A 13,545-nucleotide genomic window follows, 5' to 3' on the forward strand; every position below is an offset into this window, starting at 1 on the left:
AATGGATTTAGATAAAAGCATCATCGGTTTAACAGGACCGGAATTTACGTTTGAAGTGGACAAGAGGCATATTCGGCAATTTGCCCAGGCCATCGGTGATCAAAACCCGTTATACGTGGATGAAGAGTATGCAACCGGCACGCCTTATGGAGGAATCATTGCTCCACCTACCTTTCCGATTGTCATTGGTTCAGAAGGTGAGGGCATTGATCTTGAGCTTGATCCGAAACGAATGCTTCACGGTGAACAGGAGTTTATTTACACTCGTCCAATCAAGCCCGGAGACCGCCTGACCTGTCAGATGAAAGTAACTGATTTATATGAAAAGGAAGGAAGAAGCGGACGAATGCAGTGTTTAGTGCTTGATACAGAAATCAAGGATGAAAACCAAAACAGAGTAGTTATTAGCCGTATGAATATTATTTACCGCTCAAAAATGACCGTTCAATAAGCCAAAATATAACAGTTATTTTTGGAAAGAGAGAGGAGGAGCAGCGATTGCTGACATACAGTGAATTGCAAGAAGGACAAGTATTAGAATCGCTTACAAAACCGGCCGTTACAAAGGTGCAACTCGTTAAATATGCTGGCGCTTCAGGAGACTTCAATCCGTTGCATACGGATGATGAATTTGCCAAAAGTATCGGAATGCCGGGCGTTATTGCCCATGGCATGCTCATCATGGGGTTTCTTGGCGAATATGTGATGCATATAGCCGGTGTGACAGCTGAATCAACAAACTTTCGTATGAGATTTGGAGCGATAACAAGACCAGGGGATGAGATTACCTGTTCGGCAGTTGTCCGCAGTGTCTATGAAGAAGAAGGAAAGCAATATGTCAATCTAGAGATTAAAGCTGAAAAAGCACCTGGGAAAGTTGTTGGATCAGGTCAAGCTACTTTGCGTTTTTTCTAAAATGAAGAGGGGTGTTTTGTATGGCACAAATAAAAGACCGCTATGCCATTGTTGGTGTAGGAGAAAGTGAGCGTTCAAAAAACTCTGGCACGACACCGCTGCATCTGGCGCTAGATGCAGCAAGAGCGGCCATTCAGGATGCGGGACTTGAAGCGAAGGATATCGATGGATTTATGAGCTATAGTGAGAATGACTCTTGTACTTCCCATCAATTGGCTACTTATCTAGGTGTTCGTCCTAAATACGTTAAAGATATTATGGGGGGCGGCAGCAGTACGGAAATGCTAATTGCAGATGCAATTGGGCTCATTGAAACAGGACAGGTGAACACGGTGCTCATTTATCGTTCGATGAATGGACGCTCGGGAGTGAGAATGGGCGGCGGCGGATGGGACATCAATATGCTGCAGTCTGCTATTGACGGCGGCAGCTTTATCATCCCTTACGGAGCAGGGGGGCCGGCTCAATGGTTTGGGCTTTTTGCTACTCGACATATGCATGAAACTGGGCTTACACAAGAGCATTTAGGTCACGTGTGCGTCAGCTTTTACGAACATGCCCAGCGAAATCCGAAAGCTTATTTTTATGGAAAGCCATTAACGATGGAGGCTTATAAAGAAACCCCTTATTTAAGCTACCCGTTCAATAAACATGATTTTTGCCTTGAATCAGATGAAGCGAATGCCATTATCGTAACATCGGTTGAAAGAGCAAAGGATTGCCAGTCAAGGCCGGTTTATATTATGGGGATAACCGCCAGACAATGTGTATCCCACTCTCATTACTGGTCCGACTTATCAGAAGTAGCAGCCGATTACGTAGCTCCTGAATTGTATAAAAAGGCCGGCATTTCTCCGGAAGATTTAGATGTCGCTTCCATTTACGATTGCTACAGCTGGGTTGTTTTGCGGCAGTTAGAGGCTTATGGCATCGCGCCGCGCGGAGAAGTAGGGGACTTTGTAGCAGCAGGCAATCTGAAAATGGGCGGAAAACTCCCAAGCAATACAGCCGGTGGCATGCTCTCAGAAGGCTATACACATGGAATGAACAACGTTCTTGAGATTGTCCGCCAGATTCGTCATGACTATCAAGGAACAGACCGCCAAGTGGAAAATTGTGAAATCGGTCTCTGCACGGGCTGGGCTGGTCCGGATATTGCTGGTGCTATGATTCTTAGAAACTAGGAGGGGAAACTATGGACTATCAAAAACCAATACCATTAAAAAATCAGGATAATCACCCATATTGGGATGCAGCCGATCGTCATGAGCTGATGATCCAAACATGTGAAAATTGTAAGCATTATTCACATCCGCCTGGACCGGCCTGCTCCAAATGCGGCAGTACAGAACTCAGCTGGGAAAATCTCGGCAGTGAAGTGAATGGAACTGTCTATTCATTTATCGTTTCCTACCGGCCGTTTCTACCTGGATTTCAAGATGACCTTCCGCTTGTCATCGCTGTTGTAGAGCTGGAAAAAGCACCACAAGTAAAACTGATTGCCAACGTGTTGAATTGCAGCCCGGAAGATGTAAGCATCGGGATGAATGTAAAAATGACGTGGCAAGACATCACTGAAGAACGCGCTCTGCCACAATGGATTCCTGCGTAATTCGATAATCGTTTGATTTGAAAGGGGAGAAAAAGAATGGATTTTTCTTTTACAGAAAAAGAAGAAGCATTTCGCCAGGAATTTCGTACATGGCTGGAAAGCAATTTGCCCGATGGCTGGTTGGAAGGAAAGAGAGACATTCCGGAAGACAAGGAACAATATTCAGAGTTTTTGAGAAACTGGCAAAGAAAGTTATACGAAGGTGGCTGGGCAGCCATTGCTTGGCCGGAAAAATACGGGGGCAGAGCAGCCAGCTTAATGGAGGAGATCATTTATCAGCAGGAGCTAGTACGCGTTAAGGCTCCGCCGCTCGTAAATTATGTTGGCATTCATATGGTAGGACCCACGTTAATGCAAATCGGGACGGAAGAACAAAAGGAGGCGTACATCCAAAAGATATTGACTGGTGAAGAGGTATGGTGTCAGGGCTATTCGGAGCCGAATGCTGGATCAGACTTAACTGCTATTCAAACATCAGCCGTCCGTGACGGAAACCGTTGGAAAATTAATGGCCAAAAGGTGTGGACGAGTTTCGGACATCTAGCTGACCGCTGTTTTCTTCTCGCCAGAACAAGCCGGGGAGAAAAGAAACATAAAGGGATTACGGTTTTTCTTTTAGATATGAATCAGCAGGGGGTGGAAACGCGGCCAATTATTCAGATGGACGGAAAGCATGATTTTAATGAGGTGTATTTAGAAGATGCTATTGCCTACGATGCAGATATTGTTGGTGAAGTGGATGAAGGCTGGAGAGTCATGATTGCTCTGTTGATGCATGAAAGATCCGGCATTGGGGCCCAGGTATTCACCCTTGAGCAGCAATTTGAAGATTTGGTCGTATTGGCGAAAGAGTTGCAAGAAGACGGCCAGCCTCTGATCGAAAACCCGTTTACCCGCAAAACAATGGTGGATTTATATACCCGCTCCAGGGGCTCGCTCTTAAACTATTATCGAAACCTGACAAAAACATTAAAAAATGGGCAGCCGAGTGCAGAGGGATCAATGGATAAGTTAATAGTGAGCGAATTGACGAAAGAACTGTTCTCTCAATCACTCTCCATACAGGGCCACCAGGGCGTATTGTGGAAAGAGGATGCGATTTTCGGAGATTCCTATTGGCAAGATAACTTCCTGTATTCATTCGGCATGACGATCGGAGGAGGAACGAGCGAGGTGCAGAAAAATACGATTGGAGAGCGCATTCTCGGCTTACCTAAGGATCTGGGACGCTAAACATAATGGAGGTGGCATAGCATGGATTTTTCATTAAGTGAAGAGCAAGAAATGTTTCGCGGGTACGTGAACAAATATTTAAATAGTATGGGTCACACGAAAACAGCTCGCGAATTTATCAAAGGGGAGACAGAGTCTTACAAAACGATTGTTGCCGGGCTGGCCGAATTAGGCTGTACAAGCATTAACATCTCTGAGGAATATGGCGGTATGGGGCTCGGAGCACTCGATTTAGTTCCGGTACTTGAAGAGTTAGGACGCAGTGTTCTGCCTGGTCTTTATCTAGAGACGAACAGCTTTGCCGTACCTGTGCTTGAAAGATTTGGTTCACACAGCCAGAAACAAAAGTACTTGCCAGCCATTGCAGAAGGCAATCAAACTTTCTCGATTGCCTGGCTGGAGCCTGGTGGCAGCTACTATCCGGCTGGTATTCAAATGACGGCCTCTTTGGAGGGGGAGTCCATTCGATTAAATGGGACAAAAACATTAGTACCAGATGCGGAACTGGCGGATAGCTTATTTCTCCCTGTGCGCACAAGTGGAGAAAGAGGAGAGGAAGGAATTTCGCTTGTTATCGTAGATTTGGCTGAAACAAATATTGCAATACGCAAGCAAAAAAATATTGATGACAGCCGGCATTTGGCGGAAATTACGTTCCATAATGTCCAGATCCCTCAAGAGCAAATGGTGGGACCGCTTCATAAAGGATGGGACATTCTCCAGGAGGGGGTGATCGCGGTTAATGCTGCTCTTGCTTCCGTCATGGTCGGCGGAATGGAAGCCATTGTAGAGATGGCTGCAGAATATGCAAAAATCCGCGAACAATTTGGTCAGCCTATTGGCCGTTTTCAAGCGATTAAGCATAAAATCGTCGACATGAAGGTAGACCTTGAGATGGCCCGTTCGCTCGCTTACTACGCAAACTGGGCATTGGAGAATGAGCCCGAAGATCGGGTACAGGCAATAGTATGTGCCCGGCTATTTGCGGCAGAAGCGTACAATAAAGCAGCCGCTAATAATATCCAGATTCATGGAGGGATCGGTTTTACCGAAGAAATTGACTGTCACCTCTATGTCAAACGGGCACGCTTTTATGAAAATTACTTGGGAAGCACACAATCGTACTATGAAAAAGCGGCCGCTGCATTGGGCTGGTGTGAACCAGAAAAGGTGAAACAATTTTAATACGCAAGAGGCGAAAATCCATTTATAAGCAATGAAAAAAGTAAAGAATTTCATATACAGCCAATCATCTTTGTTCATGGAAAATGCCCGCGCAAATACATGTGTTGTAAATGGGATATGTGGAGAGCAGCTGAGCCGGCTGTTTCGGCTTCAAAACAGGTAAAATAGCTGGCTGCAATATTAAGCAGGCCGAGTGTTGTTCCCCCCGCTTATCCCAATTGCACACACTGTTATAGTGTTTTTTAAAACAAGGAGGAAAGCTAATGGAAGAAAAATCAGTGAGGAAAGCCTTTCATTTTTTGTGTCTTGGAATTCTTCTTGTTGTTTTTGCGGAAGCAACACATATCCCCGCCTATCCTAAAATGCTTGAACACTTTGGTTTAGGTACAGGGTATTCGGTCTATATGCAATTGGGATTTGCGCTAGGGTTAACAGGATTTCAACCACTCATGGGGTGGATGTCAGATTCCTTCGGGCAAAAAATAGTCATCTTATTCGGAGCTGCCTGTATGGCACTTGGTTCACTTTTTATTGCGGCTGCTCCTACTTTTTGGATATTGGTTGCCGGGTTGTTTTTAAAAGGATTCTCCGGGGCCGCTGTGATTCCTGCTGGTGTCACCTTCGTTGGGAGATATTTTACGAACGAGCAACGGGGAAAAACCATGGGGCTTTACGGATTTTACACAGTTATTGGCGGCTTGGCAGGTCCGCTGTTAAGCGGGATATTCGTTGACCGCTTCGGTTGGTCTTCTATTTTCTTCCTATGTGCGGCATTGGGTGTGATTTCCTTTTTATTGTTTGCTTACGGAGTACCCCATGTAAAAGGTAAAAAGTCTGAACATTTCGACTTTGGTGGTGTAATATTAGTTTTCTTCATATTAGGAGGGCTTTTAACCGTACCAACGTTCATTAACAACTATGGCATTTCTTCGTGGATGTGGGTGCCTGCTTTTGTGATTTCTGTCATTTCTTTTATTTTATTACTCGTTGTTGAAAAAAGACAAAAAAAGCCTTTGCTGGATATCGATTATGCCAAGACGAGAAATTTCTGGGTGCCGTCTGTTATTGCTGTCATTATGTACATGTCATTTAGCAGCGTCATGTATCTATTAACGTTCTTTGTACAAAGTGTGCAAGGAAAGCCTTCAACAGTTGTCGGCTTGCTGCAGTTTCCTCTTTTTTTAACGATGGCACTGGCCAACTTGTTGAGCGGCCGGTTAATGGGCAAGCTCTCGGCACGAGCGCTAATTGGCACGAGTATTAGTTTGTTAGTGGTGGGGATCGGCATGCTGACTGTCGCCAAAATCGACACGTCCTTTTTCTATCTATTCGTGTCCATGAGCTTAATCGGCACAGCAATCGGGACAGTTGGACCAGTCGTGAAATCTGTTATTGTATCAAAAGCACATGAGGCTCGTCTGGGGGTTGTGTCATTTACCTATATTACGATTGAGAATGTAGCTTCTCGCGTTGGAGCGTCGTTCGCGCTTGTTACGTTTGCGTTGTTTGCAGCAGGAGGAAATTCAGTAGGCGCTCTTTCGTCTACAGCCCTATTGCTAACTGTTTTTACAGCGGCTGCCTTCCTCTTTCTGATCTTAATTCCGAAAAAAATAACGGGGATTCAAGAGAAGACAGAGAAATTACCGGAAAGCAAAGAAGATACGGAAGTCATTTAAGGGATAAAGACCAATATTTAATCAAAGGCCAACAAATTAAATAGAAATAGGAGGATTTCGCATGAATATTTATGTTCTGTTAAAAAGAACATTTGATACAGAAGAAAAAATCAATCTGTCAAACGGGGAAATCAGTGAAGAAGGAGCGGAATTTATTATTAATCCGTACGATGAGTACGCAGTGGAAGAAGCGATACAAGTGCGTGACGTTCAAGGAGGGGAAGTAACAGTTGTTTCCGTCGGGTGCGAGGAAGCGGAGAAGCAGCTGCGAACGGCTTTAGCCATGGGAGCGGATAAAGCGGTATTAATTAATAGTGAGGATGACGTTGAAAATGGCGATCAATATACAACAGCTAAAATTATCGCTGAATATTTAAAAGATAAACAGGCCGATTTAATCATCGCCGGCAATGTAGCTATTGACAGCGGCTCTGGCCAAGTGGGCCCTCGTGTAGCTGAAATGTTGGGAATCCCTGCTGTAACAACGATTACAGACCTTGAGATGGATGGTCAGAATGTAACGATTGTTCGCGATGTGGAAGGTGATTCTGAAACAATTGAAGCCTCTTTGCCGCTGCTAGTCACTGCCCAGCAAGGCTTAAATGAACCACGTTACCCTTCCTTACCGGGAATTATGAAAGCGAAGAAAAAGCCATTAGAAGAATTGGAGCTAGATGATCTTGACCTTGATGAAGAGGACGTGGAACCGAAAACTAAAACCATTGAAATTTTTTTACCGGCGAAAAAAGAGGCAGGAAAAGTATTAAGCGGTGAATTGAATGAGCAGGTAACTGAGCTCGTTCACCTGCTGCGTAACGAAGCGAAAGTCATTTAATAAAAATAAGCTGTAATGGCAAAACAGATCATCAAAATAAAACATGGCATAGGAGGTTTTTAAGATGAGCAGAAAAATTCTCGTATTAGGAGAAGTGCGCGACGGAGCTTTAAGAAATGTCTCATTTGAAGCGATTCATGCAGCCAAGATCGCTGCAGGGGATGGAGAAGTAGTAGGGATCTTGATCGGTGAAGCTGTTCAGCCGTTAGGAAGTGAACTTATCCAATATGGTGCAGATCGGATTGTAACTGTAGAAAGCGATCAATTAAAGCACTACACACCCGATGGCTTTTCCCAGGCAATAATGGCTGTCATCGACCAAGAAAATCCAGACGGATTAATCTTTGGCCATACCGCACTGGGGAAAGACTTGGCACCAAGGATCGCCAGTAAACTTGCGTCTGGTTTGATTTCTGATGCCACAGGTGTGGAAGAAATCGACGGAACGCTTGTTTTCACTCGACCCATTTATTCGGGAAAGGCATTTGAAAAGAAAATTATTATAGATGGCCTTGTTTTTGCAACGCTTCGTCCGAACAATATTGAACCGTTAGCAAAGGATGAGTCTCGTTCTGGAGAAGTCTCTTCCTTAGATGTTGAGGTTCAGACGGTACGCACCGTCATCAAAGAGGTGGTGAGAAAAACGAGTGAAGGGGTCGATCTTTCAGAAGCAAAAGTCATTGTCGCTGGTGGACGCGGAGTGAAAAGTAAAGAGGGATTTAAACCAATAAAAGAACTTGCCAAGGTTCTGGGTGGTGCGGTTGGTGCTTCTCGTGGAGCATGTGATGCCGAGTACTGTGATTATTCACTGCAAATTGGTCAGACGGGAAAGGTGGTAACTCCAGATCTATATATTGCTTGTGGGATCTCTGGAGCGATTCAGCATCTGGCAGGCATGTCCAATTCAAAAGTGATTGTGGCGATCAATAAAGATCCGGAAGCGAGCATTTTCCAAGTAGCCGACTACGGCATTGTCGGTGATCTATTTGAAGTCGTTCCGATGTTAATTGAAGAGTTTGCTGCAGTCAAGCAGTAAGCAAAGGGGCGCTATCACAATAAAAGGAAGTGACCATAATGAATCTATTAATCATCAATACCATCGCCTTTCTTTTAGTGACAGGTTACGCCCTTTACTTGTTTCTATATCTGGTGAAGACTCGTTATGAATATATCAAGTTAGGCCGCAAGCAGGAGTTTGACCGCAGGTTTAAAGAACGGCTCGATTTAGTGAAGATTAACGTTTTTGGCCAGAAAAAGCTATTAAAGGATAAGAAGAGCGGGATCATTCATGTCATGATGTTTTATGGTTTCCTCCTTGTCCAACTAGGGGCGATTGATTTTATCATAAAGGGGCTTGTGCCGGGTGCTCATCTTCCGCTCGGTCCAATTTATCCTTTCTTTACATTCTTTCAGGAAGCTGTCACATTAATGATTTTGATAGCTGTTGTCTGGGCGTTCTATCGCCGGTATATTGAAAAACTCGTACGTTTGAAACGTGGGTTGAAGGCAGGGCTTGTGTTAATTTTTATCGGGACACTCATGCTTTCCGTTCTGTTCGGCAATGGAATGTCTATCATTTGGCACGGGCATGCGCCGTCGTTAACTGAACCGGTAGCTTCTGTTGTTGCTAGTATTTTTAGCTGGCTGAGTGAGCCCGCTGCCATGGCACTATTTTATGTTTCCTGGTGGATTCATTTGCTGGCGCTGTTTTCTTTTCTCGTCTATGTTCCTCAATCTAAGCATGCTCACTTAATCGCCGGGCCAGCCAACGTGTTTTTCAGCCGGTTAACTCCGCCTGGAAAGCTGGCAGCCATTGACTTTGAGGATGAATCACAAGAAACGTTCGGTGTTGGCAGAATTCAGGACTTCACACAAAATCAACTTATTGACTTGTATGCTTGTGTAGAATGCGGACGCTGTACGAATATGTGTCCAGCAGCCGGTACAGGAAAGATGCTTTCACCGATGGATCTAATCGTGAAGCTGCGGGATCATCTGACCAACACAGGCGCTGCAGTAACTGCTCAATCGCCATGGGTTCCAGGATTTGCTTTTGCTAATACGCAGGGAAATCAGCTCGCCGCAATGGCTAAAGTGAATACGCATCAGGAAACCGTCGTCGCTCTTGATTACAACCCAAGCCTGATCGGGGACGTGATTACAGAGGAGGAAATCTGGGCTTGTACAACTTGCCGAAATTGTGAAGATCAGTGCCCGGTTATGAATGAGCATGTAGATAAAATTATTGATCTTCGCCGTTATCTCGTATTAACGGAAGGCAAATTGGATGCGGATGCCCAGCGTGCAATTACTAACATTGAACGCCAGGGCAATCCTTGGGGAATCAATCGCAAAGAACGGGAGAATTGGCGGGCCGGACGTGAAAATATTGAAGTGCCGACCATTAAGGAGCTAGAGAAAAAAGGAGAAGAATTTGAATACTTATTCTTTGTGGGATCGATGGGCTCTTATGATAATCGCAGCCAAAAGATTGTTCAATCCTTTGCCAAATTACTAAATGTAGCGGGCGTGAAATTTGCCATTTTGGGCAATAAGGAAAAAAATTCCGGAGATACTCCCCGCCGGATTGGCAATGAATTTTTATTCCAAGAGCTGGCAAGGGCTAACATTGAAACATTTCAGAAGCACAATGTAAGAAAAATTGTAACCATTGACCCGCATGCCTACAACATATTCAAACATGAGTATCCAGAGTTTGGACTTGAAAATGTCGAAGTCTATCACCACACGGATCTTCTATTTAAACTGATCAAAGAGGGCAAGCTTGTTCCGAAATACGAAGTGAACGAAACGGTTGTCTATCACGATTCTTGTTACTTGGGCCGTTATAACAATGTCTATGATCCGCCGCGAGAAATCCTGAAGTGCATACCTGGAGTAAAAGTTGCGGAGATGGAGCGCAATCGTGAAACAGCTATGTGCTGTGGGGCAGGCGGAGGCATGATGTGGATGGAAGAAGATACCGGACAGCGGGTAAATGTAGCACGGACACAGCAGGCCCTGGCTGTAAATCCGAGTGTTATAGGCAGTGGATGTCCGTATTGCCTGACGATGTTAAGCGACGGCACAAAAGCGATGGAGAAAGAGGGCAGTATTCAAACATTGGATATTGTAGAAATCCTCGAAAAATCCATACTAGCATAACCTTGTCATTCCACTAGAGAGTTAGATAGAAAGATAAATGGAAAGTGAAAGATGGCTAGTTGAAAGTAGTTTAATATTCTAAAAAAGGTGGGATTACATTGACGACAAAGCAAGAATTAAAGCAGTACCAGAACTTTATCAATGGCCAGTTAATGTCAGCCTCTTCTGGAAATACAATGGATAGTATTGAACCTTCTACAGGAGAAGCTTGGGCTAAGATTCCATTAAGCCAACAAGAGGATGTAGAAACCGTTGTTGCAGCAGCACGTCAAGCCTTTCCTGCCTGGTCGGCACTTTCTGCTGAAGAACGTTCAGGTTATTTAAGACGTATCGGCGATTCTATTTCGTTGCATGCTGAAGAATTAACAACGCTGGAGACTAGAGATAACGGAGAAGTGATCGCCGTCGCACCTTATCTAGCTGAAGCTATCAAATCAGTCTGGTATGACGCGGCAGGAGCTTGCAAAGATGGTAGCCAGGGAAAAACGGTTCAAATGGGACCAACTAGCATCGGATATACCTTGAGAGAACCATTTGGAGTTGTAGTAGGAATCCTGCCATGGAATGCGCCGCTTTTTACATTCACAATAAAAGCCGCTTATGCTCTCGCTGCGGGCAATACGGTCATTATTAAACCGTCTCAGCAGGCTTCTGTTTCCTCATTGCGGTATGGTGAATTGCTGGGTAAAATTCTTCCTCCGGGTGTGCTTAATGTTATTTCCGGATTGGGGAGAGACATAGGGGATGCTTTAGTAGCTAATCGTGGGGTGAGCAAAGTAAGCATGACAGGCTCCGGGACAACTGCTGGTGCCATCCTTCGTGCAAGTGCTCCACATCCCAAACCAGCTATTTTTGAATTAGGCGGGAAATCACCGAATATTGTGTTTGAAGACGCGGATCTTGATAAAGCGGTCGATGGAGTCATTCATGGCATCTACACGAGTAACGCTGGACAAAGATGCACAGCTGGCTCAAGAATTCTCATTCAACGTTCTATATTCAATGAAATGATCAATCGAATAGCGGAAAGAATTAAAAGTACGATAAGCGTAGGTGACCCCATGGATCTGAAAAATACAATGGGTCCTCTTTCAAGCCTGGATCAATACGAAAAAATCCGTTCTTATATCGAGCTGGGATTAGAAGAAGGGGGGGAAATAGTTTGTGGCGGTCGCCATGGAGGGGAGACTATTCTTCCAGACAAGCCTGAGCTCTCCGGCGGTTACTGGGTGGAACCTACTTTGTTTAAAGTGAACAGTAACTCGTTGCGTATCTGCCAAGAGGAAATTTTCGGTCCGGTAGCGGTTGTTATGCCTTTTGAAACAGAAGAAGAGGCTGCGGCAATAGCAAATGATACCTGCTTTGGCCTAGGGGCGGGAGTGTGGACAAGGAATCTTAATCTTGCCCATCGGATGATTCGGAAAATAGAATCCGGAAATGTATGGGTAAACACTTATTCAAGAGTAGGAGCCGACCTGCCGTTTGGCGGTTTTAAAGAAAGCGGATATGGCACAGATTCGATTCTTGAGTATTCGCGTGAAAAAGCTTGTGTGATTGAGATCGGGGAATAATTAAAATTCTCAACCGATACGTACAATTTTAAGAGAAAAAGAAGCAACCAACAGTTTGGGCGAACTGTTGGTTGCTTTAGCATGAATGATCAAGCTTTCAATCAAAGAAAATAATAGACCTCTCTCTGCAATCATTAAATAGGTTGAACATTTACTGTTCTTTGGATAGTCAATAATGCCTTATCAATATCTGTTCTGGTAACACCATTGTTCGTCACAAATCTAATCAAATGGGGGCCGAACTCTCCAGCCAAGACGCCATTCCTTTTTAATTCATTTAAGAAGATCTCTGTTGTTTGGTTAGAACGAGCAATATTAACTAGCACAATATTCGTTTCGACCTTGTTTTCTAGTGTGATTCCTTCAATACTATGAAGACCTTCAGCAAGATGCCTGGCATTTTCATGATCTTCATGAAGGCGCTCGATGTTTTCTTGAAGGGCGATCATACCAGGTGCAGCCAGAACTCCAGCCTGCCGGAGACCACCGCCTAAGCGCTTGCGCCACTTCCGTGCTTTGGAGATGAAACGAGAGGAACCAGCAATAATTGAACCAACTGGTGCGCCTAATCCTTTAGATAAGCAAAATTGGACTGTATCGGTGTGTTTAGCAAATTCTTTTGCTGGAATTCCGGAAGCAACGGAAGCATTAAACAATCTGGCACCATCTAAGTGAACAGGCACGCCGTTTCTTTGGGCAATTTGATAGATTTCTTCCATGATTTTAAGCGGAACAACAGCCCCACCAGCTTTGTTGTGTGTGTTTTCTATACAAATCAGTCCTGTTTCGGGTTGGTGGATATCGTCCTCTCGGATAGCTGCTTTCACATCACTTGGCTTCATAGCTCCACGTTCCCCAACTAATGTTTTGGTTTGCACACCAGCAAATGCTGACATGGCAGCGGCTTCGTAGAGGAATATGTGTGATTGAGCTTCTAATATCACTTCTTCTCCAGGCTTACAATGTACCAAGCCGGCAATTTGATTTCCCTGCGTGCCACTTGTGACAAATAAAGCCGCTTCTTTTCCAAGCATCTCCGCAGCAAGCTCTTCTAATTTATTGACTGTTGGATCCTCGCCGTAGACGTCATCTCCTACCTCGGCTTCATACATGGCTTTTCTCATTTTTTCGCTTGGTTTTGTTACCGTATCACTGCGCAAATCTATCATTATATAGCCTCCTATAGTTAAACCGTAAATACAGATGTGAGGTACCTGTTCACTCTACCTAGTCATTTAGCAGGATTTATTGATCACACCTTTATTCCGAAATTTTACCATAAGAGATAATCGTTTCAAAGAAAAAACTGAATTGTCTAATAACAAAAAAGGCAAATAGGAAAATAAAGGATTC

Annotated in this window: 12 protein-coding genes; 11 read left to right on the forward strand and 1 reads right to left on the reverse strand. The window is 44.4% G+C overall.

Annotated features, from left to right (window positions below):
- Position 1: 1 nt before the first annotated feature.
- The 11 genes from ACH0BF_RS12380 to ACH0BF_RS12430 all read left to right on the forward strand — a co-directional run bounded on the left by ACH0BF_RS12380 (position 2) and on the right by ACH0BF_RS12430 (position 12,192).
- Entirely contained in the window at positions 2–451 is a 450-nt protein-coding gene (locus ACH0BF_RS12380; RefSeq protein ID WP_340853665.1) for a MaoC family dehydratase N-terminal domain-containing protein, read from the forward strand.
- Between the two features lie 47 nt (positions 452–498).
- Positions 499–915 (forward strand): MaoC/PaaZ C-terminal domain-containing protein, encoded by a 417-nt coding sequence (locus tag ACH0BF_RS12385; RefSeq protein ID WP_120032169.1) that lies wholly within the window; start codon positions 499–501, stop codon positions 913–915.
- Between the two features lie 20 nt (positions 916–935).
- Entirely contained in the window at positions 936–2,099 is a 1,164-nt protein-coding gene (locus ACH0BF_RS12390; RefSeq protein WP_340853667.1) for a thiolase C-terminal domain-containing protein, read from the forward strand.
- 11 nt (positions 2,100–2,110) lie between these two features.
- Positions 2,111–2,527: a Zn-ribbon domain-containing OB-fold protein gene (locus tag ACH0BF_RS12395; RefSeq protein ID WP_120032165.1), complete on the forward strand. Its 417-nt coding sequence runs from the start codon at positions 2,111–2,113 to the stop codon at positions 2,525–2,527.
- Between the two features lie 36 nt (positions 2,528–2,563).
- Positions 2,564–3,760, forward strand: coding sequence for an acyl-CoA dehydrogenase family protein (locus tag ACH0BF_RS12400; RefSeq protein ID WP_120032163.1), 1,197 nt, complete (start codon positions 2,564–2,566; stop codon positions 3,758–3,760).
- A gap of 21 nt (positions 3,761–3,781) precedes the next feature.
- Positions 3,782–4,945 (forward strand): acyl-CoA dehydrogenase family protein, encoded by a 1,164-nt coding sequence (locus ACH0BF_RS12405; protein WP_340853670.1) that lies wholly within the window; start codon positions 3,782–3,784, stop codon positions 4,943–4,945.
- Positions 4,946–5,208: 263 nt separating this feature from the next.
- Positions 5,209–6,621: an MFS transporter gene (locus ACH0BF_RS12410; RefSeq protein WP_340853671.1), complete on the forward strand. Its 1,413-nt coding sequence runs from the start codon at positions 5,209–5,211 to the stop codon at positions 6,619–6,621.
- 61 nt (positions 6,622–6,682) lie between these two features.
- Positions 6,683–7,456 (forward strand): electron transfer flavoprotein subunit beta/FixA family protein, encoded by a 774-nt coding sequence (locus tag ACH0BF_RS12415; RefSeq protein WP_340853673.1) that lies wholly within the window; start codon positions 6,683–6,685, stop codon positions 7,454–7,456.
- Positions 7,457–7,520: 64 nt separating this feature from the next.
- The gene (locus ACH0BF_RS12420; protein ID WP_340853674.1) at positions 7,521–8,492 is read left to right on the forward strand and encodes an electron transfer flavoprotein subunit alpha/FixB family protein; all 972 of its coding nucleotides are present in this window, start codon (positions 7,521–7,523) and stop codon (positions 8,490–8,492) included.
- Between the two features lie 38 nt (positions 8,493–8,530).
- Positions 8,531–10,621 carry a (Fe-S)-binding protein gene (locus tag ACH0BF_RS12425; protein WP_406909430.1) on the forward strand — a complete coding sequence of 697 codons (2,091 nt, stop codon included), beginning with the start codon at positions 8,531–8,533 and terminating at the stop codon, positions 10,619–10,621.
- A gap of 98 nt (positions 10,622–10,719) precedes the next feature.
- Entirely contained in the window at positions 10,720–12,192 is a 1,473-nt protein-coding gene (locus ACH0BF_RS12430; protein WP_340853676.1) for an aldehyde dehydrogenase family protein, read from the forward strand.
- 134 nt (positions 12,193–12,326) lie between these two features.
- Here the strand turns inward: ACH0BF_RS12430 and ltaE are convergent, their stop codons facing one another.
- Positions 12,327–13,361, reverse strand: coding sequence for a low-specificity L-threonine aldolase (gene ltaE / locus ACH0BF_RS12435; RefSeq protein ID WP_340853678.1), 1,035 nt, complete (start codon positions 13,359–13,361; stop codon positions 12,327–12,329).
- Between the last annotated feature and the right edge of the window lie 184 nt (positions 13,362–13,545).

The sequence above is a fragment of the Pseudobacillus sp. 179-B 2D1 NHS genome, from assembly GCF_045370945.1.
Lineage (GTDB): Bacteria > Bacillota > Bacilli > Bacillales > Domibacillaceae > Pseudobacillus.

What these genes read in the sequence shown, in the direction of transcription:
- ACH0BF_RS12380 (WP_340853665.1), top strand. Translation starts at nt 2, where the DNA reads ATGGATTTAGATAAAAGCATCATCGGTTTAACAGGACCGGAATTTACG.
- ACH0BF_RS12390 (WP_340853667.1), top strand. Translation starts at nt 936, where the DNA reads ATGGCACAAATAAAAGACCGCTATGCCATTGTTGGTGTAGGAGAAAGT.
- ACH0BF_RS12395 (WP_120032165.1), top strand. Translation starts at nt 2,111, where the DNA reads ATGGACTATCAAAAACCAATACCATTAAAAAATCAGGATAATCACCCA.
- ACH0BF_RS12400 (WP_120032163.1), top strand. Translation starts at nt 2,564, where the DNA reads ATGGATTTTTCTTTTACAGAAAAAGAAGAAGCATTTCGCCAGGAATTT.
- ACH0BF_RS12405 (WP_340853670.1), top strand. Translation starts at nt 3,782, where the DNA reads ATGGATTTTTCATTAAGTGAAGAGCAAGAAATGTTTCGCGGGTACGTG.
- ACH0BF_RS12410 (WP_340853671.1), top strand. Translation starts at nt 5,209, where the DNA reads ATGGAAGAAAAATCAGTGAGGAAAGCCTTTCATTTTTTGTGTCTTGGA.
- ACH0BF_RS12415 (WP_340853673.1), top strand. Translation starts at nt 6,683, where the DNA reads ATGAATATTTATGTTCTGTTAAAAAGAACATTTGATACAGAAGAAAAA.
- ACH0BF_RS12420 (WP_340853674.1), top strand. Translation starts at nt 7,521, where the DNA reads ATGAGCAGAAAAATTCTCGTATTAGGAGAAGTGCGCGACGGAGCTTTA.
- ACH0BF_RS12425 (WP_406909430.1), top strand. Translation starts at nt 8,531, where the DNA reads ATGAATCTATTAATCATCAATACCATCGCCTTTCTTTTAGTGACAGGT.
- ltaE (WP_340853678.1), bottom strand. Translation starts at nt 13,361, where the DNA reads ATGATAGATTTGCGCAGTGATACGGTAACAAAACCAAGCGAAAAAATG.